This is a genomic window from Pseudoalteromonas sp. SM9913 (assembly GCF_000184065.1).
In the GTDB taxonomy this organism is placed as follows: domain Bacteria; phylum Pseudomonadota; class Gammaproteobacteria; order Enterobacterales; family Alteromonadaceae; genus Pseudoalteromonas; species Pseudoalteromonas tetraodonis.
The window spans coordinates 1,315,885-1,342,179 of the sequence record NC_014803.1 but is presented as its reverse complement, the minus strand read 5'-3'; the positions used below and the strand labels follow the sequence as shown (position 1 = coordinate 1,342,179).

19 protein-coding genes are annotated in these 26,295 nt (G+C 40.5%); 13 read left to right on the top strand and 6 right to left on the bottom strand.

The genetic code is table 11. From position 1 onward, the window contains the following. Window positions 1–263 precede the first annotated feature (263 nt). Window positions 264–3,263, top strand: a complete 3,000-nt coding sequence (gene rne / locus PSM_RS06135; protein WP_013464690.1) for a ribonuclease E — start codon at window positions 264–266, stop codon at window positions 3,261–3,263. Between the two features lie 155 nt (window positions 3,264–3,418). On the opposite strand, the gene PSM_RS18590 is transcribed toward rne, so the two are convergent. Both PSM_RS18590 and yejK read right to left on the bottom strand, forming a co-directional pair. After that, window positions 3,419–4,635 (bottom strand): IS3 family transposase gene (locus tag PSM_RS18590; RefSeq protein ID WP_236613530.1). Its coding sequence is split into 2 segments (ribosomal slippage): window positions 3,419–4,365 and window positions 4,365–4,635, totalling 1,218 coding nucleotides; the frame shifts between segments, so codons are not numbered across the junction. A gap of 549 nt (window positions 4,636–5,184) precedes the next feature. Continuing rightward, window positions 5,185–6,201 carry a nucleoid-associated protein YejK gene (gene yejK, locus PSM_RS06120; protein WP_013464688.1) on the bottom strand — a complete coding sequence of 339 codons (1,017 nt, stop codon included), beginning with the start codon at window positions 6,199–6,201 and terminating at the stop codon, window positions 5,185–5,187. 63 nt (window positions 6,202–6,264) lie between these two features. Between yejK and PSM_RS06115 the strand changes: the two genes are divergently transcribed. From PSM_RS06115 to PSM_RS06090, 6 genes are all read left to right on the top strand, one after another. Then, window positions 6,265–6,477 carry a DUF1414 domain-containing protein gene (locus tag PSM_RS06115; RefSeq protein ID WP_008109847.1) on the top strand — a complete coding sequence of 71 codons (213 nt, stop codon included), beginning with the start codon at window positions 6,265–6,267 and terminating at the stop codon, window positions 6,475–6,477. 5 nt (window positions 6,478–6,482) lie between these two features. Next, window positions 6,483–7,979, top strand: coding sequence for a DUF3413 domain-containing protein (locus PSM_RS06110; protein WP_013464687.1), 1,497 nt, complete (start codon window positions 6,483–6,485; stop codon window positions 7,977–7,979). A gap of 145 nt (window positions 7,980–8,124) precedes the next feature. Then, window positions 8,125–8,607, top strand: a complete 483-nt coding sequence (locus tag PSM_RS06105; protein ID WP_013464686.1) for a DUF4124 domain-containing protein — start codon at window positions 8,125–8,127, stop codon at window positions 8,605–8,607. Between the two features lie 355 nt (window positions 8,608–8,962). Further along, window positions 8,963–10,681 carry a bifunctional isocitrate dehydrogenase kinase/phosphatase gene (gene aceK / locus PSM_RS06100; RefSeq protein ID WP_013464685.1) on the top strand — a complete coding sequence of 573 codons (1,719 nt, stop codon included), beginning with the start codon at window positions 8,963–8,965 and terminating at the stop codon, window positions 10,679–10,681. 16 nt (window positions 10,682–10,697) lie between these two features. Then, window positions 10,698–11,636 carry a LysR family transcriptional regulator gene (locus PSM_RS06095; RefSeq protein WP_013464684.1) on the top strand — a complete coding sequence of 313 codons (939 nt, stop codon included), beginning with the start codon at window positions 10,698–10,700 and terminating at the stop codon, window positions 11,634–11,636. Between the two features lie 173 nt (window positions 11,637–11,809). Next, complete coding sequence (locus PSM_RS06090; RefSeq protein ID WP_013464683.1) at window positions 11,810–12,253, top strand: ferritin-like domain-containing protein; 444 nt, start codon at window positions 11,810–11,812, stop codon at window positions 12,251–12,253. A gap of 331 nt (window positions 12,254–12,584) precedes the next feature. Here the strand turns inward: PSM_RS06090 and PSM_RS06085 are convergent, their stop codons facing one another. The 3 genes from PSM_RS06085 to PSM_RS06075 are packed head-to-tail and all read right to left on the bottom strand — an operon-like array spanning window position 12,585 to window position 17,257. Next, entirely contained in the window at window positions 12,585–15,617 is a 3,033-nt protein-coding gene (locus PSM_RS06085; RefSeq protein ID WP_013464682.1) for a TonB-dependent receptor plug domain-containing protein, read from the bottom strand. A 9-nt stretch (window positions 15,618–15,626) separates the two neighbouring features. After that, complete coding sequence (locus PSM_RS06080) at window positions 15,627–16,703, bottom strand: FecR family protein (protein WP_013464681.1); 1,077 nt, start codon at window positions 16,701–16,703, stop codon at window positions 15,627–15,629. Then, window positions 16,700–17,257 carry an RNA polymerase sigma factor gene (locus PSM_RS06075; protein ID WP_013464680.1) on the bottom strand — a complete coding sequence of 186 codons (558 nt, stop codon included), beginning with the start codon at window positions 17,255–17,257 and terminating at the stop codon, window positions 16,700–16,702. Before PSM_RS06075 ends, PSM_RS06080 begins: the two co-directional genes overlap by 4 nt. A gap of 300 nt (window positions 17,258–17,557) precedes the next feature. Between PSM_RS06075 and PSM_RS06070 the strand changes: the two genes are divergently transcribed. From PSM_RS06070 to PSM_RS06045, 6 genes are all read left to right on the top strand, one after another. Continuing rightward, entirely contained in the window at window positions 17,558–18,166 is a 609-nt protein-coding gene (locus tag PSM_RS06070; protein ID WP_013464679.1) for a PilZ domain-containing protein, read from the top strand. A gap of 114 nt (window positions 18,167–18,280) precedes the next feature. After that, a complete protein-coding gene (locus tag PSM_RS06065; protein WP_013464678.1) occupies window positions 18,281–19,336 on the top strand; it encodes an agmatine deiminase family protein in 1,056 nt (351 codons plus the stop codon). Continuing rightward, window positions 19,333–20,226: a carbon-nitrogen hydrolase gene (locus PSM_RS06060; protein ID WP_013464677.1), complete on the top strand. Its 894-nt coding sequence runs from the start codon at window positions 19,333–19,335 to the stop codon at window positions 20,224–20,226. The genes PSM_RS06065 and PSM_RS06060 overlap by 4 nt, the downstream gene beginning before the upstream one ends. Before the next feature lie 50 nt (window positions 20,227–20,276). Further along, the gene (gene mfd / locus PSM_RS06055; RefSeq protein WP_013464676.1) at window positions 20,277–23,750 is read left to right on the top strand and encodes a transcription-repair coupling factor; all 3,474 of its coding nucleotides are present in this window, start codon (window positions 20,277–20,279) and stop codon (window positions 23,748–23,750) included. Next, complete coding sequence (locus PSM_RS06050; protein WP_013464675.1) at window positions 23,750–24,586, top strand: peptidoglycan binding protein CsiV; 837 nt, start codon at window positions 23,750–23,752, stop codon at window positions 24,584–24,586. Before mfd ends, PSM_RS06050 begins: the two co-directional genes overlap by 1 nt. A gap of 16 nt (window positions 24,587–24,602) precedes the next feature. Further along, complete coding sequence (locus tag PSM_RS06045; protein WP_013464674.1) at window positions 24,603–24,857, top strand: hypothetical protein; 255 nt, start codon at window positions 24,603–24,605, stop codon at window positions 24,855–24,857. A 21-nt stretch (window positions 24,858–24,878) separates the two neighbouring features. Here PSM_RS06045 and PSM_RS06040 read toward each other — a convergent pair whose 3' ends face one another. Then, window positions 24,879–26,246, bottom strand: a complete 1,368-nt coding sequence (locus tag PSM_RS06040) for a hypothetical protein (RefSeq protein WP_013464673.1) — start codon at window positions 26,244–26,246, stop codon at window positions 24,879–24,881. Window positions 26,247–26,295 lie beyond the last annotated feature (49 nt).

The following is a 26,295-nucleotide window of genomic DNA, read 5'->3' as shown; positions in this document are numbered from 1 at the left end:
AATGCATTTAATAAGATTGTTATGACAGGCCAACTTCTGGATAAAACGAGTATTGAGCTAAACAGCCGACACGTTTGTATCCCCTTAGAATTTAATAGCGTGATTACACCCTATTGTTTGCCGGCATTTAAAATACTGCTTACTAAATACAGAGCCGTTCCGTTAAAGACCCAGTCGTGAGGCTGCACATTCTAAAAATAGGAACACCTGAACAGGCGAGAAAACATCGTCATGTCAGCGACACAAACTAGTAGAGTAACATTATGAAACGTATGCTAATCAATGCAACGCAGCAAGAAGAAATGCGCGTAGCACTGGTTGACGGCCAGCGCCTATATGATTTAGATATAGAAAGCCCAGGTCACGAACAGAAAAAAGCCAATATTTACAAAGGTAAAATCACACGTATTGAACCATCTTTAGAAGCAGCATTTGTTGATTACGGTGCTGATCGTCATGGTTTCCTTCCTTTAAAAGAAATTGCCCGTACTTACTTCCCGCAAGGTTACACCTTTCATGGTCGTCCGAATATTCGCGACGTGATCAAAGAAGGTCAAGAAGTTATTGTACAAGTTGATAAAGAAGAGCGCGGCCAAAAAGGGGCAGCACTGACTACCTTTATCAGCGTGGCAGGTAGTTATTTAGTGCTTATGCCTAACAACCCTCGCGCTGGCGGTATTTCTCGCCGTATCGAAGGTGATGAGCGAACTGAACTTAAAGAGTCGCTAAGCCGCTTAGAACTTCCAAAAGGTATGGGCTTAATTGTACGTACCGCAGGTGTTGGTAAGTCGTTTGAAGAACTAAACTACGATTTAAAAGCATTATTAGTCCACTGGGAAGCCATTCAACAAGCGGCAGACAGTGCAAAAGCACCATTTTTAATTCACCAAGAAAGCAACGTAATTTTCCGTGCAATTCGCGATTATTTACGTCGTGACATTGGCGAAATTTTAATTGATAAGCCTCGTGTTTTTGAAGAAGCTAAAGCGCACATAGAGCGTTTTCGTCCTGATTTCATGAGTCGCGTTAAGCTTTATCAAGGTGATACACCGTTATTTACACATTACCAAATTGAAAGCCAAATTGAGTCTGCGTTCCAACGTGAAGTGCGCTTACCTTCAGGTGGTTCTATTGTAATTGACCCTACTGAAGCACTTACCTCTATCGATATCAACTCGTCTAAAGCAACAAAAGGCGGCGATATTGAAGAAACAGCGCTTAACACCAACCTAGAAGCGGCAGATGAAATTGCACGTCAACTTCGTTTACGTGATTTAGGTGGCTTAATTGTTATCGACTTTATTGATATGACACCTCCACGTCATCAACGTGAAGTAGAAAACCGCTTAAAAGATGCTGCTCGCCCAGATCGTGCGCGCGTACAAATTGGTAAAATTTCTCGCTTTGGCTTACTTGAAATGTCGCGCCAACGCCTACGCCCTTCACTAGGCGAAGCAAGCCAAGGTGTTTGTCCACGTTGTAGTGGTCAAGGTACAATTCGTTCTAACGAATCAATCGCATTGTCTATTCTTCGTTTAATTGAAGAAGAAGCGATTAAAGACAACACCGCTCAAGTTAATGCTCAAGTGCCTGTTGCTGTTGCCGCTTATTTATTGAATGAGCAACGTCGTAGCGTTCACCGTATTGAAAAGCATCATAAATGTGATGTAGTGATTATTCCTAATCAACACATGGAAACACCTCACTACGAAGTAATGCGTTTACGTAAAGATGAAACGCTTGAAACTGTAAGCTACGAGCAAGTTGTTGCGCCTGAGCCTGAAGCATTTGAAATGTCTAAATCGCCAGCGGCACCTGTTCGTGAAGAGCCGAAGCTTAAAGGCGTCGTTATGCCTTCAACGCCTGCTCCACAAGCGGCAGCAAAAGCTGCGCCGGTAGTAGAAGCAAAAGCTGAAATTGGTTTATTTGCCGCATTAGGTAAATGGATTAAGTCGTTATTTGGGTCTGATACTGAGCAAAAATCAGAAAAACAGACTGAAAAGCAATCGCAAGATCGCCCTAGTAATAACCGTGGTAATGATAATCGTCGTCGTAATAACAACCAACGTCGTCGTAATAATAACCCTCGTAATAAACCGCGTAACGAACGTACTGCAGACGCTGAAGCTAAAAATGAGTCGGCGCCTGTAAATGATACGCAAGAAAAGAATGAGAATCGCAATAAGCGCCGTCGTAATTCAAATACGCGTAAACGTCCTGAGCATAAAACTGAAGATAAAACGCAAGTAAAAGCAGAGGCAACTCAAAATGCGGATACTGTAGTTAAATCTGATAAGAATGCTGAGCCAAAAGAGCAAAAGCCTAAGGTACGTCGTCAACGTCGTAATTTACGTAAAAAAGTTCGCGTACAAGACGAAAGCACAGAGCAAGTTCAAACAACTGAGCAAGCTGTTGAGCAACCAGTGGTTAAAGAAGACAAGTCACAAGTGAAAGAGCAAGCTCCTGTTGTTGAAAAGCAAGCGCCGGTATCTGATGAAAAAGCACCTGTACCTGCTAAAGAACAAGCTGAGGCTGTTGTTGATGCAAACGATAACGTGGCAACACAAGATGAAGAGCAAGAGCAAACACGTACTCGCTCACGTCGTTCACCGCGTCATCTTCGTGCATCTGGCCAACGTCGTCGTCGTCCTGAAGGTGAAGGCACGCAAGAGAAGTCTGATGAAGCGCCTGCTTTCATTCCAGTTGCGGATCAAGCCGCTGCTGAATACGAAGCAGAGCTAAAAGCAAAAGCACATAAAACGGCCGTTGATGCCTCTGATGCAGTTGAACAAAACATTGTTGAAGAAGAATTAGCGAAAGTTGAAGAGCCTGTAAAAGCTGAAGAACCAGTAAAAACTGAAGAACCAGTAAAAGCTGAAGAACCAGTAAAAGCTGAAGAACCAGTAAAAGCTGAAGAACCAGTACCAGCTGAAGAAGTTGCTGTTGAAGCTGAAACAGCACCGGTTAGCGCTACTGAAACACCTGTAGAAGCGAAAGAAGCACCTGTGGTTGAAAATAAACCTAAGGCAGTTTCGCAAGCGAGTTCAGCTAATGTAAACGCTAAAACAGTGATTACAGCAGGACATGCAAGTGCGCCAATGGCACAGCCTGCGCCTGTAGCCGATAGCGAAACCAAGCATACATCGGTTGCAATGGCACATGACAAACGTGAGTTAATCCCTGACAGCGGCCTTCGCCCTGGCTCGGTAAAACCTGCCGGTCGTGCAAGCTCAGCAATGACTAAAACGCTGAGTGCTGAATAAGCACTGAGTTTAGCTCAAAGCATTAAAAAAGCCGCGTTAATTGATTTTAACGCGGTTTTTTAATGCCTGGCATTTATGTAACTGGCAAACGGGATTCGGGCTGCGAGGATCGGGTAAGGAGTAAAGACTTAAGGTTAAAGGTTAAAGGTTAAAGGTTAAAGGTTAAAACATGATACGACCCCCATAAAGTAGACACGGGTTTTTAATTCATTAACTCGTATTGCATGGGACTCACATTTTCCTAGCGTGCCATGCATTCTTACTGAGTTGTAGTAGTTTTCGATATAAAAGCGACTTTGTACTGTCATTTCACTACGACTCAGTTCATTTAAATTGTTCATCCATTCTTTTTTATACTGGGCAAAAAAGCTTTCTGAGCAGGCATTATCCCAGCAATTCCCTTTTCTCGACATGCTAATTGTTACCTGTCGGTTGTTCAACCACGATATTGTTTCTTTTGCACGATACTGGCTGCCTTGGTCTGAGTGAAATAATAAGCGACTTCCATCAGGTTTACGTGCATCCCATGTTTTTTTTAACGCTCTAATCACCAAGTCTGCGCTGTTAACTCGACTTGTTGCCCAACCAACGACTTTGCGTGAGTATAAATCTAAAATTACACATAAATACTGCCAACCCTCTCTGCAACGAACTTGCGTTATGTCTGACACCCATACCGTATTGGGTTCATCAACACTAAACTCACGACCCAATAAGTTTTCTGCAGTGATATGCCCCTGCTTTTTTCCGCTACCGGTATATCGGCGTTTACCCGCGGCTGAGCGGTAACCCATACTCTGCAGTAATCGCTGCACACGGCCTTTACTACACTCATACCCATTATCTATAGCGGCTTTCCACAACTTTCTGTAGCCCGGAATACAGTGCTCATCACTACTTACTTTTTTCAAAAACTCAAGCAATGAGTCGTTTTCTGACGCACGTTGACTTAATGATTGCTTTAGCCATTTATAATATCCAGCTTTTGATACTGACAACCATGTGCATAATTTTTTTATCGTTTTCTTAGCTGTCGCAGCTTGGTGAATATACTCAAATCTTATTCTTTTCGGCTGTCCAAGTAGGCCTTCGCCTTTTTTAACACATCGTTCTCCAACTGCGCATCTTCCAATTGCTTTTCAAGCTTACGCACTTGGCGCTCCAAATCTTTATATGACTTATCAGGGCCTTGGTTTTTAATTGGGTTAGATGTACTTTTTGACGTCATTTTTCGTCTCCATTTAGATAATAAGACAGGGTTAATGCCCAGCCGATGAGCTATTACATTAACAGTATCTGGAGAGTCTAACGATTGTTCAACTGCTTTTGTTTTAAATTCAATTGAATGACTACGCCTAGTTTTGATTTTCATAACACTTATTCCTTAAATAAGTGTCCACTTTTATAGAGTCGTATCAACATTCGAAGCTTCGCTTCACACGAGATCAAGCTCTATGTCTACCAGTTATCTGCAATACCTGTTTTATCTTCTCATTTACTCCTCATTCTTTTCTCTCAGTGCAATTAGATATTTAAGAAAATTATTCACAAAGAGGGCTAAGAGACGCTGCGCTTTTAGAGGGTAAAGTTACAATCGAAAGTTAACGGGTTGCGGGGAGCGGGCTTCGAGCCTGATCCCTAACCCCTTAGCTCGCAACTTGCCGTAAGCATGACAATAAGATTTTAGTGATTTATTTACCACAGAGGGTAGAAGAAAAAAGAGGAAATGATTAAATACAAATGTTATGAAATTAAAAAGTACAGGGTATTGGTTTTGTTTTGTATTCTCGGTGCAGCGCGCAGCGCCTCGGTGTTCTCTGTGATTAAAAAACCAAAGATTAGAGTCAAAAAAGTTAGCGGGCTAAAAGGTGCGGATTACGAGCCTGATCCCGAAACCCGTAGCTCGCAGCCCGTTGTGAGTTTAATCTTGCTGTTGTTCCATAAATCGCTGTAGCTGATCTTTTAGGTTTGGTGGAATGCCCTTGATCACTAACGTATCAGTGGATTCATTATAAGTTACACGCTCGCCTAAATGCTTACGCTCAAAACTGATACTGACTCCCCCGCCTAAGCCTGAAAATTTAACCATGCTGGTTACCGTTTTTTTATCAACCGGGAATGACTCTTCTAAGTCATAGCTTTGCTCTTTACAAAAACTTTCAAACGGGTTGTCGTCGCCTTTGGTAAGCGTTGCTGAAAGTTCACTCACATTAGCTTCTTCACCCGTGGTAACACAGTCGTTACAGTAATCGAATACTTGCTTACGTAACTCGTCTTTTTCTGACTTATCAAACTCTTGCTCTGATAAGTAGTCTTCTACCGCATTGAGCATCACTTGACTTTGCTGCTTAGGATCAATGCCCTCTTCACAACCTAAAAAGTCTAAGAAAAAGTCAGCGACTTTACGCCCTGCACGACCTTTAATAAATGAAATATAACGATTGTCTTCTGCCTGGGTATCCCATGCGGTTAAGTCAATACGAGCAGCCAATTGCATACGCGAAATATCTAAATGACGCGATGCGGCTAAATCAAGCTCAGAGGTCATTGAGTAATGCTCTTTAATATTGATCATGGCAATCAACATATAATCAGTCGCCACGTACTGATAATGACAAAATACTAAATAGCCGGTTTCGTTAAAGGCGTATTTATCTAACTCTTCTTTTAATACCGTTGATGCTTGCTCGGTCATATGCCAAAAGCCAAGCTCATTATTGCGATAGCTTTGCATAGTAGAGGCAACAATACTGTTTTTTTCGCCACTAAAAGCACAAAACCCTTTGCCTGGCTTGCCATTGTAGGCATGGTGTAATTGCTCAATGAATACAGCCACTTTATCGTTGATAGTCATTTCGTCGTTACGAAGGTGAATTTGAGTGTCGTCGTCTTTTTTGTCTACATAGTGAACGACTAATTTTTTAACATCTATTGCCATCTTTGTTTTTCACGCCTCTGGTGTTAAAATACGGGAATATAACTCTTTTTATTGAACCAACTGATGCCAATCTTATCAAAATACTCTAATGAAGAAGTAGAACAAATCGTCGATCAGCTTATTGATGTTTTATCAAAACATAATGCGCCGGTTGATTTAAGTCTTATGTGTTTAGGAAATTCTATCACGCATATCTTAAAAGAGCATGTACCAACAGGGAAAAGACAAGCCGTTACCGAGAACTTTGCAAAAGCACTCGCGCAGTCGGTTAAGTAAACTCTATGAATTTATCGCAGCACAACCAGTTTTCATCGAAAGCGAGTCAATTATTAAGTTGGGGTCATTGGTTTACATTTGCCAATATTGGCTTAGCGCTTTTAATTAGCTTAAGCTATTTATTTGCCGATTCGCCACCGACCACTTATATGGGTATAACCTATATGATGGTTACTTGGCTAAGCCACACTAGCTTTATTGCATTTTTAGCGTTTGTGCTGACGGTTTTCCCTTTGAGTTTAGTATTCCCCTACCCACGGCATATACGTGGTATGGCAGCAGTGATTGCAACTGTCGGGGCCTCAATACTGACTTTAGACGCTTACGTCTACTTTAACTTAGGTTATCATTTAAATGCCTCTGCACTGCCTGAAATTATTTCACTGTTGTGGCATCGTGTAACAAACTCACCCGCACTTACTACCTTGCTAGCAGGCAGCATAGTGTTAGCAATATTAGCGTTTCAATTGACTGTTAGTAATTTTACTTGGCATCATTTAGGGCGTTTGAAACAGTTTAAATTTGCCCGTTATGCTGGTTCATTTTTAGTGATTTGTTTTGCGCTAAGCCACAGCATTCATATTTGGGCTGATGCCAATTTAAAATTTGATATCACTAAACAAGATAATGTACTACCGCTTTCGTACCCGACTACGGCAAAAAGCTTACTCGCTAAAAACGATTTGCTGGATGTTGAAAGCTACGAGCAAGCGCACAACGTTAAAATTAATAACCAAGGTATTAATTATCAAGCACCTGCTCCATTAGAAAAATGTGAAGATTACAGCGCAGCAAAAGTTGATATCTTGGTGTTTGATAATGACGAGCAGCTAGCAAAATTTGTTGCCAGCCAACAAAGTATTTATAAAAACACGCAATTTTTACAACCCACCGATCATAGTGATATGTTATTTGGGCTTGTGTACGGCTTGCCAGCATTTTACAAAACGAACATTATTGAGCAGCAAACTTTACCCGTTTGGCAAAGCCAACGTCGTAGTGTGGAAGTGGCCGGTATTGATGAGCTGAGCTTTATTAACGAGCAAGCACACAAAGACAGTGCAATAAGAATTGTCAAAGGGGCTGAAAACGCCACTGTACGTGATGACGCTACTGAATTTTTTGCTTTTAGTATCTCGCAAAATAGCAATGAAATTGTAACCACGTCAACATTGTACAGCTCCGATAAATTTATTTCTAAGGTGAACGGTTTAATTCAGCCCAGCGATATTATCGCTACGAGCCTTGGCCAATACTTAAACTGTAATGCGCTTGCGCAGCAAACTATGCTGGGTGAAAACTTGTACAGTAAAAGTAATAATATTGGGGTTAATTACTCGCAAGGCGTGGTGATTGCTTATAAAAAAGATAGAATCACGCTTATTGATCGTGATGGAAATTTTAGAAATATCTCTGCCGCTGAAGGGTTTTCAATTGAACAAGGGCTTGATATTCCATTCTTAGTGCATGGTATTAAAAAGCTTAAAACATTTTCTCAATAGCACCTCATAATACGAGCGAGTCATTAAAACTGACTCGCTTAGTTTCTGTTATTACTCCTTTGCACTTGCTATCCCCCCAAGCTAGGTTATAGTTTTTATTATTAAAAATTATTAACTCGATCAGAATATACAAAGGATAATCATTATGTTCAGCGTTATTAATCTGATCATTACTGTCTGTATTTTATGTTTTAGCTCTCTTGCATTAGCTCAAACCACCTATTTCAAGTGCGTCACTCCCAAAGGCACCACTTTCTCTCAGTTTCCCTGTAGTGATAATGCTACCTCACACACAATAACCGCCACTGAGCCTAAGCAAACCGGTAAAGAAATAAACTATACCAAACAGTTAAACGAGCTGGAACGAGATACGATTATTTCCAATCTAGAAGCAGAGCTGCGCAGTAATCAGCATAAGTTAGCAATACTTTTACGAGAAAAAGACAGGGCTGATTTTAAACAACAGCAGCGTTTAAATCATATATTGAGCGCAGATGATAAAAAGCGTATTAGCAAAGATATTAGAAACACACAGAAAAAATTAGATAAGCAATATAAAAAAGATAAAGCATTGATTGAAAAGCGTATTAAAAAGTTACAAAAAAAGATTGATGCCTATCAACCTTAATCAGACTAACTTCAATAAATATCATCTTAATTAGCTTGGTTTTAAATATAAAATAACATACCCTTAACATCTATAGAGCATAAACTCTATTGTGTGTTTAGTGGTGTAATTTCCTTTGACCACCTTTTTCGGATTTAATACTAATACCAATTGCATTAAATTAGTGATCTATTATAGCGACAAAGAAATAAGTCGATAACAAGGCGAAAATTATGATACATAGTTGTTCTATATAAATAATTTTTAACGCAGCTAGCGGATTATTTAAAACGCTAGAATGATCATGTTTTTAATAAAATTGGTATAACCACCGGCATTATCCTAAACACCTAAAGGCGTCTATTAAGGAGTACTGATGCAACCACGCCAAATTGCTGAATTAATTTTAACCGGTTTTAAAAAGCATTATTTGCTGTTTCAAAGAACAACAGCCAAGGCTCCCTACGCTTTTGCTAAAAGAGACTGGCAAGCTATTAATGATATAAGTCGCCTGCGTATAAGCTATTACGATGATCGGGTAAACGAAACAACAAAAACACTAAGGGAACGCCAGCAAACAGACGCGCTAAACGAGAGCTTATGGCTTGAAGTGAAAAAGCTTTACCAACACTTTTTATGTTTTCATCCGCAAGCAGAACTTGCTGAAACATTTTATAATTCAGTATTCTGCCGCCTGTACCACCGCCGCTATTTTCACAATGACTTTATTTTTGTAGAAGCCACGCTCAAAGATGCGCCTTCTGTGCCCGTTGAAGCTGAATACCGTAGTTATTTTCCTGTTGTAGATGGTTTAAAGCCCACCATTAAGCGTATTATTAATCACTTTGATTTTAAGGCCGACTTTGTCAACCTAGAACGCGATATTCGTTTATTAGTTAAAGCCTTTTATAAACAAGCACCCGATACACACCACCAGCATTGGCAAATGCGTTTTGATATATTACATACCCCATTTTATCGTAATAAAGCCGCTTACATTGTGGGGCGCGTTGTATCACAAAGTGGCGTTCAGCCTTTTATTATTGCCGTGTTACACCATGAAGATAAAGGCCTCTATTTAGATGCCTTACTTACAAAGTCGTCGCAAATGCGCGTTATTTTTGGCTTTGCGCGTGCCTATTTTATGGTAGAAACTCATGCTCCTTCAGCGTTAGTGCGGTTTTTAAATCAACTTATGCCTAATAAAACCCTCGCCGAGCTTTACAACGCCATAGGCTTTCATAAACAAGGTAAAACCGAGTTTTATCGCGAGTTTTTGAATCATTTAACCCATTCTAATGATGAATTTACCATTGCTCCCGGTACACCGGGTATGGTGATGATGGTATTTACCCTACCCTCGTTTGGTTATGTATTTAAAGTTATTAAAGATAAATTTGGTGAAAGTAAGCCGTTTGGTCGCGATACGGTATTAAAACGCTATCAACTGGTTAAAAGTCATGACCGTGTTGGCCGAATGGCTGACACCATAGAGTATTCAAACGTCGTATTTCCTTTGGCACGATTTGATAGTAACTTGTTAGCACAGTTGCACAAAACCATTGGCTCATCGATGGTGATTGAGGGTGACTGGTTAATCATAAAACATTTATACATTGAACGGCGAATGACACCGCTTAATTTGTTTTTAGAAAATGCAGACGAAAAAAGTGCCGCCGATGCCATTGAAGAGTATGGCCAGGCGCTTAAAGAAATGATTGCCGTGAATATTTTCCCTGGCGATATGCTGTTAAAGAACTTTGGTGTAAGTAAGCACAAACGTATTATTTTTTATGATTACGATGAAGTGCAATATTTAACAGACATGAACTTTAGAGCACTACCCAAAGCAAAAAGTTATGATGATTATTTGATGGATGAACAAAGTTACTCGGTTGCTCCGCAAGATGTATTTCCAGAGCAATTATGTACCTTTGTAATGCCTAACCCAACATATAAACAATTTTTAACCAGTACGCACCCAGAACTACTTGATGTGAGCTTTTGGAAACAAGCACAACAAAATATAAAAAATGGAAAGGTGAGTCATATTTATCCCTATCCTACAGCACAGCGTTTTATCCATTACTGGTAAACGTTAAGGACACACAATGAATATAAGTAAAATAGATTTAAATTTACTGGTTTACCTCGATACATTACTGCGCGAATGTAACGTTACTCGTGCTGCTAACCAGCTTAGTATTACTCAACCGGCAATGAGTAATGGACTTAAACGCCTACGTAACCTTTTTAACGATCCTATTTTAGTGCGTACCAGCGATGGTATGGTGCCGACCGAGCGCGCTATTGAGTTACAGCCTGTTATTCGCGGTATTTTGATGACGCTTGAAGAAACGCTAGCACCTAATCGCGAATTTGAAGCTAAACAAAGTAAACGCGTGTTTAGAATTATGGCCAGTGACTATGCAGCCAGTACCATGGCACCGCGTTTATTAGGGAAATTACATGAAGAAGCCCCAGACACCACATTAGATATTTTAACGCCCAGCGATGTAACTTTTCATGATGTAGAAAACGGTAAAGTAGACATGGCAATTAACCGCTTTGAGAACTTACCGCAATCGTTTCATCATAAGCGAATTTGGAAAGATAGCTTTTGCTGTTTAGTAAAATCCGACAACCCTATTATTGAAAACTTTAGCCTAGATAGCTATTTAAAAGCCCGTCATATTTGGGTAAGTAAAACAGGCTTTGGTGTTGGGGTTGGCATGGATCCTAAAGATGTGCAAAAGCTGGGTTGGGTTGACGAAGCGCTCGCACATTTTGGGAAGCATCGAAATATTGCCACCTTTACTCGTAACTACCATGTTGCGATTCATTTAGCGAAAGAAAAAAACCTCGTGGCGACTTTACCTTCAAAAGCGGCCAATATTTATGTAGACGATCCGGGGCTTAAAATACTTGAACCACCCTTTCCAATTCCACCATTTGAACTTGATATGATATGGAGCCCTTTGTTACACAGAGATGCTAGCCATATTTGGTTACGTCAAAAAGTGGCCGAAGTAGCTGAAGAGCTTAAATAACCTTCTTACATGCTTTTATGTAAATTTTGCTTGCTAGCAGCATGTTAGCAAGCTTGCCTAGACCTCTTCACAATAATAAAACCATGAAAAACAATTAGTTAAAAAAATAAAACCGCATTGGAATGCCGCTTGCTTAGTTATCTATGTATTTTAAATTAACAGAGGTCATTATTATGAGCACCCATCATGGACAAGAGATAAATCATATCACCGACATTATCCAAGTAATGAATAGCGGTATCGACTTTTACGAAAAAGCACAAGATAAAGTACAAGATCCTAGCGTAAGTGCATTATTTCAGCGCATGATCGACGCCCGCAAAGTAAGTGTTGAAAGCTTACAACCCTATGCAATTAATCAACAAGGTGCACGTGAAGATGGCTCTTCGTTCGCGGTAGAAGCACGCAGAGCATTTACCGCTTTGCTCAGTACATTTACTAGCGATAACGACCAAACCTACATTAAAGAGCTTGAAGAAGTAGAAGATAAAACCTTAGAAGAAATCAAAACAGCGTTAAAAAAGCCTCAATCACATGATTGTGAAGCAGCGTTATCAAAAGTATTACTTACTATGCAGAGCTGCCATGCTGAAATGAGTAAAATGCAAAAACATTAAGTTTAAAAACTATAAAAGGGCCTTACGGCCCTTTGGTTGTTAAATAACAATAGGAGAGTTATTAGGGTCTGTTGACCTTTTAAGGTTGAATTTGCAGCAGTCTGTTTGGTATTTAGGCAAGGCAGAGCCTATGTGGTGTGGTTATTCCCCATAAATAGGCGATAACGCTGCATCAATACCAAACAGGCGCTGCCCGAAGGGTTCTGCCTAGGGGCGATTTACTCTTTGTTGCTCGGTTTTTACTTAGCCCACTAGGTTACAAACCTCGCGCCGCGATTAAACCGCTCCTAGTTTGAACAAATTTTAATCCAAAAAGGTCAACAGACCCTTATTAAAAGCGGTACTCTGCACCTAAGTAGTAGTAAGCACCGTTGAAGCCAAATGGCGCTGAACGACGTGAGTACTTAAATACACCATCGCTGCTGACAATGGTGTTACCTTGAGCATCTACAATTGTGCCTGAACGTGAATTACCTATGGTGTTTTCATCTGGGTAAACATCAAATAAGTTATTTGCGCCAATATTTACCGATAAGTCATCAGTCACAAAGTAATTTACTTTGATGTCAGTTAAAATTTCAGCACCATAAGTCTGGCGACCGCCATCTTCCACTGTGTATTCACCAAAGCGATTAAGCGATAGGTTTACGGTCCAGTCGTCGCGACGATAAAGTGCACTTAAGTTAATTCGATCTTCTGGTTGCCATTCTTCAATAATAGAAATTTCTTGATCAGAAAACACATCATCAACTGGCACGGTCTCAAGCCCAGAACCTGCAGGTGTAAATAACGACACCACATCGGTTTCTGTAAAGTTAGCCGCTAAAGTAAAATCAAGTGTGCCGCCTAGACCTTCTGTATTCCATGTAGCTACAAAGTCGATACCTTGCGTTTCTGTGTCAGCCCCATTTAAGAAAAACTGTCCTGCACCAGCACCCGAGCTCAGTAACGCGGCATCAAGGCTGTTTGATAAACCTTTGCCTAAGCGATTACTAATTACGATACGGTCGTCAATATCGATTGAGTAGTAATCAAGCGTTACATTAATATTATCGCTTACATTATAAACAATACCTAAACTGCGGTTTTGAGATTTCTCTTCTGTTAATTTAGGAATACCTAAACTTTGCGCCAGGGTTGAATCGTTTCTAAACGTGCCCACTTCTTCAGCCACTAAATTGCCATTAGGACCAACAACAAACTGCGTGCTGATGTTGTTAAAGTACAACTGCTGCATTGAAGGCGCTCTAAAGCCTGAACTTAATGCACCACGAAGTGAAATATCTTCGGTTAATGACCAGTTACCCGCGAGTTTAAAGTTAACTGTATCGCCAAATCCTTTGTAATTATCGTAACGTAACGCCCCTGAGATAATCACATCCTCAATAACGTAAGCTTCAGCGTCTAAATAAAACGAGATCACATCGCGCGACTCATCAACCGACGATGCTGGCGATGAACCACCAAAGCCTTGTGTGCCACCTGATGCATTTTCGCTACCAATACCACCGCTCAGTCCATCATAAATATTAACACCATTGTTGGTATCGTAATCACGGTATGCGTATTCGCTGCCCTCTAAAATACGGTACTCATCGGTGCGTATTTCTGCGCCCATTGCTAATGAGTAATCATCAAAATTTTGAGTAAAATCAAGATTAATTGTTTGCAGTGATAACTCCATACCATACGCGTAACCTTCACGTGGAATAGTGGCGCGAATATCTGCAGCGCTTAAGCCTTGGTCGTAACGTAAGAAGTTGGCATAAGAGGCATTAATCGTATCGCTAGTGGTGTAATCAATGCTGTTTTCACCATAGGTGTACGATAAGTCTAAGCTTGAGTCGTTATCAAACTGCGTTTTATAACCAAAGTTATATGAAATATCGTCAATCGTAGTGTTTATTTTTGGTAAAAAGCCAGCCGGAACTGTCGCATCACCATCTTGTAATACTGGGTTACCACCGGCATTGGCATTATGACGGAAAAATGCTGCTGATTCGTTATCACGCGTTGAGTAGGTAATAAAACCGTATAGTTCACCCGCTCCTAATTCGTAGCCGGTGTTAACCGTTAAACCAAATTGTTGAGAGTCGGCATCGCCAATTCTAAATGTATCGCGTGGCGCGGTTAGTTCACGCGGGTCGCCTGCCAGTAACGTGCCGTCACTGAGCTCAGTACAACCATAAAATTGACATGAACCATGAAGCCCTGCACGGTTAGTTGGTGCGCGGTCACGGTAGTTTATAGTTGTATTTAAATAACCATTGTCACCTAAAGCAAAGCCTTTATTAAAGTCGATGTTAACAGTTTCGCCATCACCTTCTGAATACTCACCGTAGTTAATAGCGGCTTTACCACCTTCGCTGCCATCTTTGAGCACAATATTTATAACACCGGCAATTGCATCAGAACCATATTGAGCCGCAGCGCCATCACGCAGTACTTCAATACGTTTAATTGCTGAGGCTGGAATAGCGTTCATATCGGTACCCGCCGTACCACGCCCCACCGAAGTATTAATATGAATAATACTGGCTTGGTGACGACGCTTACCATTGATCAATACCAACGTTTGATCTGGCCCTAGGCCACGTAGCGTTGCTGGTCTTAATGCGTCAGTACCATCACTGATAGATGAACTTGAAAAGTTAAAAGAAGGTGCAATAGCTTGAAGCATGCGGCCAACTTCTGTTTGGCCGGTATTTTCGAGTGCTTCTGCACTTAAAATATCAACGGGGACAGGTAAGTCTTCAACTGAGCGCCCTGCCACACGACTACCTACAATAGCAATTTTTTCGATGTTTTGTTCTGCGCTTTGTTCAGCGGCATTGATTCCTTGTGAATTAACTGCAAGTAAAGCAGGTAATACAGCTGCACTAACTCCTGAAAGCTTCATCATGTTGTTATCTTTCCTATTGATTTGTTTGAGTTTAATACTCAGTAAACCATTTTGATCAACAACCGCATCGAGCTGTGTCTCAGCCAGTAATGCTTTTAGTGCATCAAGTTGAGAATAAAATCCATACAACGAATTTGCTTCGTATTGCTTGGCAAGTTCATACGAAAAAACCACAGTTTGTTCTGTTTGCTTAGCAAATTCTATTAAGGCTTTGTCTGCTCGTTGCGCTTTTATATCAAATTGCATCATTTTCCCCTCGGTTTGACTTGCATACACACTGATACTTAAAAACAGCGGTGCAACAAGGCCAAATTGAGTTAAATGGCACGTATGGTTACTGCGCAACTTATATAAACAGTTAGCAAACAAAAATCCTCTATAGTTTTTTATCATTTTTTTAATCTTTAAATTACTTTTTACACCCTTACGAGCAACATTGATTAACAATGGTGTGATTTTCATTACGATTACCTATGATTTTTTTTGATATTTTAGGCTAACAACATGCTCGCCTAAACGTTCATGTTCAATCGAAAAATTATTTTGTAAGCTCTCTAACAGCCCTGCCACATCACCCGCTTTAAAAACACCGGCCACTTTTATACGGGCTAACTCATCAGATGATAGTTCAAACCGCGTAGCGGTATAACGGCTAACTTCGTTTAAGGCATCAACCAGTTGCTCACCATTAAATATCAACATGCCATTTTGCCAAGCTAAGTCACGCTGCACATCATCAACCGATAACTGTGTGATTGGTTTGGTAACGCTTTGTTCAATAATTGCTTTTTCACCGGAAATCACGATATTGGCATTAATTTGACGAATTTCATGATTGTTATTATCAGCTTGTTGATACGCTTTAAAATCATCAGCATTAACAGCAACGCTAGGATCGGTGATCATCACTTTACCCTCAGTAACAACCAGCTCGAGATCTGACGAAGTATTGCGCTGCACATTAAATACAGTACCGAGAGCGGTAAAGCTTTTATCACCGGCCATCACGCTGAATGGGCGTGATGCATCTTTAGCAACATTAAAACGGCCCTCGCCACGACTTAGTAACAATTGCCTACGGCCTTGGCTATAAGCGACTTCCAATGAGCTATTGGTATTAAGTTGTACAATTGTGCCATCTGGTAAAACATAGGTTGCTTGCTCACCAACTTTTGTTTTATAAATTTTTGTATAATTTACCTTGGCTAAATTTTTGTTGAAATTGCTATCTATATTTAGCAATAAATAGCTGCACATCATTAATGCAGCAACAATACTTGCTGCCATGCCAAATACATACGCAGGCTTTGTTTTGCTATTAGCCGATTGTTTATTTGGAAATAATACGCTGAGTTCGTTAAGTACACTCAGGTCATCCCAAAGCTGAGCTAATTCATACACCGCATTTTGATGAGCAGTACTTTGTAGCATCCACAGTTTAAATTGTTCCTGCTCTTCTTTTGTAAGGCCACGGTCAATAGCACTGATCCATTGCGATGCTTTTTCTAATATTAATTCTTTTGAGGTAAATTGATGGATGTTATTCATTTTGCTGCCCTCATTATGTCCGCACTTTGTTGGCAATGGTCGCTCTCATCGTGTGACTGTTCGCGCATATATAGCATGGTATTTAATAACCCTTTGGCAATGTGTTTTTCTACCGTACTTTGACTTAGCTGCATTTGCTGTGCGATCTCTTTTTGGCTCATTCCATAGACTTTTTTTAAAATAAAGCACTTTCTTACAACAGGACTTAATTGCTCAGTCGCCCGACAAAATAATAAAAAACGTTCTTTAGAGGTGTATTCGTCTTCTAATTGCATTGATTTAAGCAATTTGGGAAGTTCAGTTTCGTGGTTTAAAGGGGTACTAAATTTATTATCCCATTTAGCTATATGATTAAGTGCTAGGTGTTTAGCTGTTTTTAACATGTAGCTACGGGTGTATTGAATATCTTGCTTTAATTCAGCTTCATAACTTTTAACAAAGGTTTCTTGAACAATATCATCAACATCGTCAGGCAACACAATTTTAGACACGAAGCGCCGCAGTTGCGTGGATATGTCTGAGAATGTACTGGCTAATTTAAGTCCTCGAGCCACGTGGGTAGTCCCTTGTTATTATTATTACCGTAAGATTACGAGTTTTAGGGCTAATTACAAGGAGTTTTGTTAATTATTGGTTATTTATTAGTTGCTAACATACATAGTGCAATGTAAACGTATTACCTTTTAAAACTTTTTTAATCATTATGCCTGTTTGGTAAATATTGAAAGTTAGCGCAATTTTAGTTGATTTGGCTTTTTATAATGAGGGCAAACAGATATTTAGCTTAATTTTATTGGCGTGTTGTGTAGTAATTTAGTAGTCGCAACGCTACTATTAACGGATAGGAGTTACATATGAATAATCAAAAATTATCAGATTTTGAGCTTTATTTTCAAATTGAGGAAAGTAATCGCGTCAATCTGTTTGCCGTGGATGATTCGGCTGTGCCAAAAAGCTTAGCTGAACTTGACGCTGATATTCCGCCTTTATTTAAACTTGCTAACGAAGTAAGCAGTTTAGAGCAAAGCGCCTTAGGCCCTTTGCGTAATTTAGGTGATATTGCCCAAGAACTAACTACTTTTTTACAAGCTCAGTCGCGCAAAATAGATTTGATCATGAGTCATATTTTAGCCTCTGAACAACCAGAAGATAACTCTATCTATTGCGACAGTTACGGCGGTGGCGGCATTAAGTTTACCAGTGAACATTTGTATACATTAGGGCAAAAGTTTCGTACTAAACTTTTTTTACAACACGAGGCCTCTGCGGTGTATTGTTATAGCGAAGTGGTTGCCATTGAAAAACAAGATAATGAGCACTACCAATATACTCTGTTATTTGTATCAATAAGAGACAGCGACCAAGAGCTGGTTGTAAGAGCCAGCTTACATGCGCAAACTCGCCAGCTTAAAAAGCGCCAGCAACTTGAAAAAGCCAAAGAGAGTACAAACGATAAAAGCTAGCGTTTATTTACTTCTCAAATCGCTTTAAAATTGTGAGCCAAACGCTCATTTAGAAGTGACTTAGCAGTAATTGAACTGCTAAACTAGCCCCATCTTTATTTGTATTAAAAATCCATGAACTTTAGACTTTTACCTGAATGGGCCGAGCAAGACGCTGTTATGCTTACATGGCCGCATAAAGACACAGATTGGGCTGATAATTTAGCCCGTGTAGAACCTGTATATATTGAGCTTGCTAAGCATATAACAACGCAGCAAAAGCTTGTGATTGTGGCGCATAATAGCGCCTTAAAAATGCATATTACAGCATTGCTAAATAGCGCTAACATCCCTTTGAATCGTGTTCATTTTGTAGTAACCCCTACCAATGATACGTGGGCTCGCGATCATGGCCCGCTTACTTGTAGCGCTATTGACTCACCCGAGCAACTAAAAGTATATGATTGTACTTTCAATGGTTGGGGCAATAAATTTGAAAGCGCATTAGATAATCAAATTAATCGTACTTTGGTAAAAGAGTTAAGTAGCAAAAACAACCACTATCAAGCGCTCGATATGGTACTTGAAGGAGGCGGTATTGAAATAAACGAGCATGGTGTGTTGCTAACAACCAGCGAATGTTTGCTTAATAAAAACCGTAACCCAAATTTAAACCCAAGTGACATAGAAGCGCTTTTAAAAGCGCACTTGGGCGCAACAGACTTTTTATGGGTTGATCATGGCTATTTAGCAGGTGACGACACCGACAGCCACATTGATACCTTAGTGCGTTTTGCACCAAATAATACCCTTGTGTATGTGCAATGTGACGATAAAAGCGATGAGCACTTCAGCGCGCTTAATGCCATGCAAAAGCAACTACAAAGCTTTAAAACTGCCGATCGCACCCCATATAAGCTAATTGAGTTGCCATGGCCAAAAGCCGTGTACGATGATGAAAACACGCGTTTACCCGCCACCTATGCAAATTACTTAATTATTAACAATGCGGTATTAGTGCCTACTTATAACGATGTAAACGACCAACGCGCGTTAGCACAGGTTCAAAAAGCATACCCAGATCACACAATTATTGGGGTAAATTGTTTACCTATTATTGAGCAATTTGGCAGTCTTCACTGCATTACAATGCAATTACCTCGTGGATTTTTAGCTGGAGCAGCACAATGACAAGCCCTGCAAATTTATCAGTTGCCTTAGTGCAACAAAGCAACAGTGACAACGCTGAACACAATATTGAAAAATCAATTGCTGGCATTCGCGATGCAGCCAGTCAAGGTGCACAACTTGTTGTGCTACAAGAGTTACACCGTAGTTTATACTTTTGCCAAACCGAAGATGTCGACGTCTTTGATTTAGCCGAAACAATACCTGGGCCGAGTAGTAATACGTTAGGTGAACTTGCTAAAGAGCTTGGTATCGTGATTGTCGCGTCTTTATTTGAAAAGCGCGCTACAGGCCTTTATCACAATACCGCAGTGGTGCTCGAAAAAGACGGCAGTATTGCCGGTAAATACCGTAAAATGCATATACCGGATGACCCTGGCTTTTATGAAAAGTTTTACTTTACTCCAGGCGACTTAGGCTTTGAGCCTATTCAAACCTCAGTGGGCAAACTTGGCGTACTGGTGTGTTGGGATCAGTGGTTTCCTGAAGCGGCGCGTTTAATGGCGATGGCAGGTGCCGAGCTTTTAATTTATCCAACGGCCATAGGCTGGGATCCACGCGATGATAAAGACGAGCAAACCCGTCAAAAAGATGCTTGGGTTATTAGCCAACGAGCCCATGCGGTAGCCAATGGCGTTCCGGTGATTAGCTGTAATCGTGTTGGTCTTGAGCGCGACCCGAGTGGACAAAGTGACGGCATTCAATTTTGGGGTAACTCGTTTATTGCAGGTCCCCAAGGCGAAATATTGGCAGAGGCCGATAATCAAAGTGAACAAATATTAATGGTTGAACTTGATCAAAAACGCAGCGAGAACGTAAGACGTATCTGGCCGTATTTACGCGACCGCAGAATTGATCATTATCAAGATTTAACAAAAATCTATCGCGACTAAATAATAGTATGGCTCTTAGCAGCTAAGAGCCTAATTTAATGGAGTAATTAATGGCGTTTGAGCAATGGGCAGCCTTGCCTTGGGTAAAATCTCAAAAAGATAAAATTCAATGGGGCGAGCTTTTAGGCAGTGGCTTGAGCATTGCCATTGCACAAGGTGTAAAACAACAAGATAACTTAGTGTTAATAGTTACGCCAGATACACCAAGTGCTTTGCGCCTTGAAACCGAATTAGAGTATTTGCTTCCGGATAACCCGGTAATGATATTTCCGGATTGGGAGACATTGCCTTATGATCATTTCTCTCCCCATCAAGATATTATTTCAGCGCGCTTAGCAACGCTTAATACCCTGAAAAACGAGCAACAAAGCGTGCTCATTATGCCTGTATCAACGCTGATGCTGCGCACGGCCCCAGCTTCGTTTATATACGGTTCAACGCTTAATTTTAAAGTGGGCGATAGATTAGACACCCACGCTTTGCGTGAAAACTTAGAGCAAGCGGGTTACATGCACGTGCAACAAGTTATGGAGCATGGCGAATATGCAATACGTGGCTCTATTGTTGATTTATACCCGATGGGCAGTAAACACCCATTTAGGCTCGATTTTTTTGATGACGAGCTTGATACCATTCGCTTATTTGATGTGGAAACACAACGCTCAGATGAAAAAGTAGAAAAAATTGAGTTACTTCCTGCCCATGAATTCCCCACTAACGACACGGATATTGAACGCTTTAGAATAAACTATCGTGAAAAGTTTGGCGCAAGCGCAGAGCAAGACTCTGTCTATATGCAAGTTAGTAAAGGTAATTGGCCTGGAGGTATTGAATACTACATGCCATTATTTTTTGATGGCTTGGCGACTATTTTTGACTATTTGCCTGAATCAACGACCGTGATGCAATTAGGCGATTTAGAACATGCGGCGGATAACTTTTGGCACGATGTTAATGTACGCTATGAAAACCGCCGTGTGGACCCCTTGCGCCCACTTTTACCACCGGATGAATTGTACCAGCCAATCAATGAGCTATTTTCAAACTTAGGTAATTATGGCCGCATTCGTTTATCGCAAGCAAAATTGGGCACTAAAGCGGGCAATAAAAACCTTGCCGTTAATGAATTACCCAATGTCCGCATTGATCATAAACAACATGAACCTTACAACGCATTCATTAGCTATGTGGCAGAGCAAAAAAAGAAAAAAGGCCGAGTTGTCATTAGTGTTGAGTCGGATGGTCGACGTGAATCATTACTGAGTATATTAAAACCCAGCGGCTTAAAATTTAAAGAGTTTGATACTTTTGAGCAATTTACCAACAGCAGTAGTGACGTTGGTTTAATTGTAAGCCCACTTGAACAAAGTGTCGTGCTTAGCACAAAACCTAGCCTGAGCATTATTACTGAGCAAGAATTGCTTGGAATTAAAGTATCACAACGCAGACGCCGTAAGCACAAGTATGAAGCAAGCCAAGATGCGCTAATTCGTAACTTAGCAGAGTTAAAAGAAGGCCAACCGGTTGTGCACCTTGACCATGGTGTTGGCCGTTATCAAGGACTGCAAACAATTGATGCTGCCGGTGTGGTTACTGAATTTGTAACCATTATTTATGCCGGTGAAGCAAAGCTCTATGTGCCGGTATCAGCGCTTCATATGCTTAGCCGTTACTCTGGCGGTGAAGAAGCCAGTGCCCCACTGCATAAGCTCGGCTCTGATGCGTGGGATAAGGCAAAAAAACGCGCCGCTGAAAAAGTACGCGATGTCGCTGCTGAATTGCTCGATATCTACGCTCAGCGCCAAGCAAAGCCGGGTAATAAATTTACGCTGGATGGCCAAGCTTATCGTCAATTTAGTGATAGCTTCCCGTTTGAAGAAACGGATGATCAACGTAACGCTATTGAAGCTGTACTGGGTGATATGCAATCAAAACAAGCCATGGATCGCTTAGTCTGTGGTGATGTAGGCTTTGGTAAAACCGAAGTAGCCATGCGTGCAGCGTTTGTTGCGGTTAACGATAATAAGCAGGTGGCTATTTTAGTCCCTACCACCCTACTTGCTCAACAACACTACGATAACTTTAAAGACCGCTTTGCTGATTTTCCAATTGAAGTGGGTGTATTGTCTCGGTTTAACTCGACCAAAGAGCAAAAAGAAACCCTTGAAAAGATGAGTAATGGCAAGCTTGATGTTGTCATTGGCACGCATAAACTAATTCAACAAGACATCAATTTTAAAGACTTAGGCCTGTTAATTGTTGATGAAGAACACCGATTTGGGGTGCGCCAAAAAGAAAAAATTAAAGCCCTGAGAGCTGATGTTGACATACTCACCCTGACCGCAACCCCTATCCCCCGTACTTTAAATATGGCCATGAGTGGTATGCGCGATTTATCTATTATTGCTACCCCACCGGCTAAACGCTTAGCTGTTAAAACTTTTGTGCGCCAACGCGACGAAGAGCTTATTCGCGAAGCGGTACTGCGTGAGATTAAACGCGGCGGCCAGGTGTACTTTTTACACAACAATGTAGAAACCATTGAGCGTGTTGCTCAAGAAATTAGCGAATGGGTGCCTGAGGCAACAGTTACCTCAGCCCACGGGCAAATGCGAGAGCAAGAGCTTGAGCAGATCATGACCGATTTTTATCACCAAAAATACAATGTACTGGTATGTACTACGATTATTGAAACCGGCATTGATGTACCCACAGCAAATACTATTATTATGGACAGAGCCGATAAACTCGGTCTTGCTCAGCTGCATCAATTACGCGGACGTGTTGGTAGAAGTCATCACCAAGCCTATGCTTATTTACTCACAGGTAACCCTAAAGCGCTCTCTAAAGATGCGAAAAAGCGTTTAGATGCCATTGCCTCATTAGAAGATTTAGGCGCAGGCTTTGCCTTAGCAACCCACGATTTAGAAATTCGTGGTGCCGGTGAGCTATTAGGAGACGATCAATCTGGACAAATGCAAACCATTGGCTTTAATTTATACATGGAAATGCTTGAACAGGCTGTTAACGCGCTTAAAAATGGTCAAGAGCCAACCCTTGAAAATTTATTACAAAAACAAACCGAAGTTGATTTAAAGCTACCTGCCTTGTTACCTGATGATTATATTCATGATGTTAACGCGCGTTTAGGTATGTACAAGCGTGTAGCAAGTTGTGCTAACCTTGCTGATATTGATGAACTGCAAGTAGAATTGATAGATCGATTTGGTTTATTACCTGATGCAGCTAAAAACCTATTTAGTTTACAACAACTAAAAATGCAGGCGAGCAATTTGGGCATAACCAAAATAGAAGCTAACCCGAAAGGAGGCTACTTTGAGTTCAGTCAAAATACCAAGGTTAATCCTAGCTTCATTATTGGTTTGATACAAAGTGCGCCACACATTTATAAAATGGATGGCGCAAATAAATTACGCTTTGCCATTAGCGAGGCGAATGCCCGTGAACGCTTAAAAATGATCACTGCTATGATTGCAGATTTCGAAAAAAAGGTTAGCCATTAATGTTGCTGAAAAAATCGCTGGTTATTTTATGCTGCTTATTTAGCAGTACTGCATTTGCAGAGCGCTGGTTTGAAGTAGAGGTGTTAATATTTAAACAGCGCCCTGCTCCTTACTTACAAGAAGACTTTAGCTTAAAGCATGACGCCATTGAAGATAAAAACACCTTAGATTTATTGGCCTCTGCTTATAAAGACCAAGCAATGGACGCGTGTATAAACGGTGACCCACGCTTTCAAACACGTACATTTGCTGACACTTTGGTTAATTCAAACCCACAGTCTGCAGCGTGTAACGACAGCATTGATTATGTAAAAAGTTACGATGTGCTGCCAGTAACCCCTCAAGCACCAGTACAAGATACGATGGAGCAAACTTACCTGCTCGCTCCTGAACAACTGCAGTTTGAACAACAACGCCAAGCTTTAGACAGCAAAGGACTCACCCCTATATTACATACCGGCTGGCGGTTTGAAGGCGCAAGTAAATCACGCTCCCCTAGTATGCACTTATTTGCAGGCAACCAATTAAAAAACAATATGAACACCGGTTTTAGTTACGCCAATTCCAACTTTATTAGCTTACTTGATACTCCTGAGCCATTGTTTAATGAAGCACAGTCTCCGACCATGAAATGGGAGTTAGATGGCTTATTGAAAATACATTTACGCCATTATTTATACATTAATGCGGATTTCGATATTAGTGAAAAGCAAGATAATGGTGAGCTAGAATCAGCCCGTTTTTCACAATTTAGACGCGTTTTCAGCGAAGATATTCATTACTTTGATCATCCTCGTATGGGTATGATTGTACAAATTCGAAAATTTAACCATTAACAGTAGGAAAATAATAATGAAGAAGCTCCTAATAATTGCTGCAGCACTGAGTCTTGCTGCTTGTTCAAAAGTAAGCATGGAAAATTACGAAAAAATTAAAATTGGTATGGACAAAACAGAAGTTGAAGCACTTTTAGGCAGTGCTGATAACTGTGTAGAAAAAACATTACATACTAGCTGTACTTGGGGTGATGACGCTAAAAACATCGAAATTACCCTGGTATCAGACAAAGTAACGCTTTACAGCAAAAAAGGGCTAACGGATAAATAAGGACAAAAGGAATAACGTATGTTATTCCTCTTTTTTTGCATCGCTGGTGTAAATAAGCTCTATGTTGACTATTTTACTGCGGTTTAAAGTGATTTTGTAACGCTGATAGAGCGTTTTATCCGGTTCGGTTAGAACCAATACCATGTTTAACTGATAGCGCCTTTCTACTCCCTGTTTAGAAATTTTATTGTTTTCTAAATGATAGAGCTTCCCTTCCCCTTTTTTTAAATAACGTGCAAACGGCGCAAGATTAAATTGCAGCGTTTGCTGCAAGCTATCGTAGCCTGGCAAAAATTCTTTAGCACTTACCCGGGTTTCACTAGCAAAATGCAGCCATTGCGCCGCCTGTTTGTTTTGCTGACGACGCTTAGAAAAAATTTTCCTCACTTCTTTGGGGATTTTTTTAAACCGGGTGTACTCTAACCAAATAAACTGACTCGCCACTTTATCTTTTGTGATACTGTTTTTAAAAATAAAGCGCCATTTTGGCCGCCCTCGCACAATAGCACGCCAAATAATACGGGTAATATCTTCTTTAAATATTTCTCTCAGCCCGTAAATAACCCCTAAAATTAGAATTAATGAAGCGGTTATTTCAGTAAAGGTAGAACGCGCATTTAAAATAACCACCATCACAAAAGCCATTATAACAGCTGTTACAGAGCCTTTTACCAACCGCTTTAAATAGCTATTAAGATAGCGTGTTTGGCGCTGTAAAATCACTCCATGCTCTATTAAACGCTGGAGTAAACGCATCTTATTAGTAATTCTGTTGGCGTCTTTAAGTGTTGAGTCAGAATTATATTGCTGCTCTGCTCGATACTCACTCTCTGACTTACAAAAGTTTAATAAGTCGTTTCGTTCTTTAGCGTGATCGCTACTACGCGGGCCTTCATCAAGTAGCTTTAAAAAAGTTTGTTCAATTTGCCAGCTTAGGTAGTTATCAGCATTAGTATAAAACGGGATCAGCTTTTCGTTATCTGGGGTGTAACGTCTGAGTTTTCTAAGTAGGCTTTGGCTTTGTTCACAGAGCTCCATGGCTCGTTGATAAAACTCATCGCTTTCTTGAATTTTTAACGCATCTTTAATATCGGCATCAATTGCTAGACGCACTTGATAACAATATAAATTTAAATTTTGTCGGTAATCTTGCTGCTCACCTTTGTTTTTACTCACAAAGCGGCTTCGTACCAATGGAAGATGAATGTTATTCGCGTTATAGGCTACAAAAGATTTAAATTGGTTATTAAAGTAAGACTCTTCGCTGAGTGTTTGCGCGTTAATACCCATTTCGTTTGGGATAGAAAAATAAAGATCGAGACGCTGCTCTGCACGCGGTGATAGTTGCGGTTCAATAACAAACGATAAATTTTCGTCTTGCTTTAACAATGATGCCTCCTTTGGTTATCTACCTGAGTTTACGTGCCTCTTTAATTTT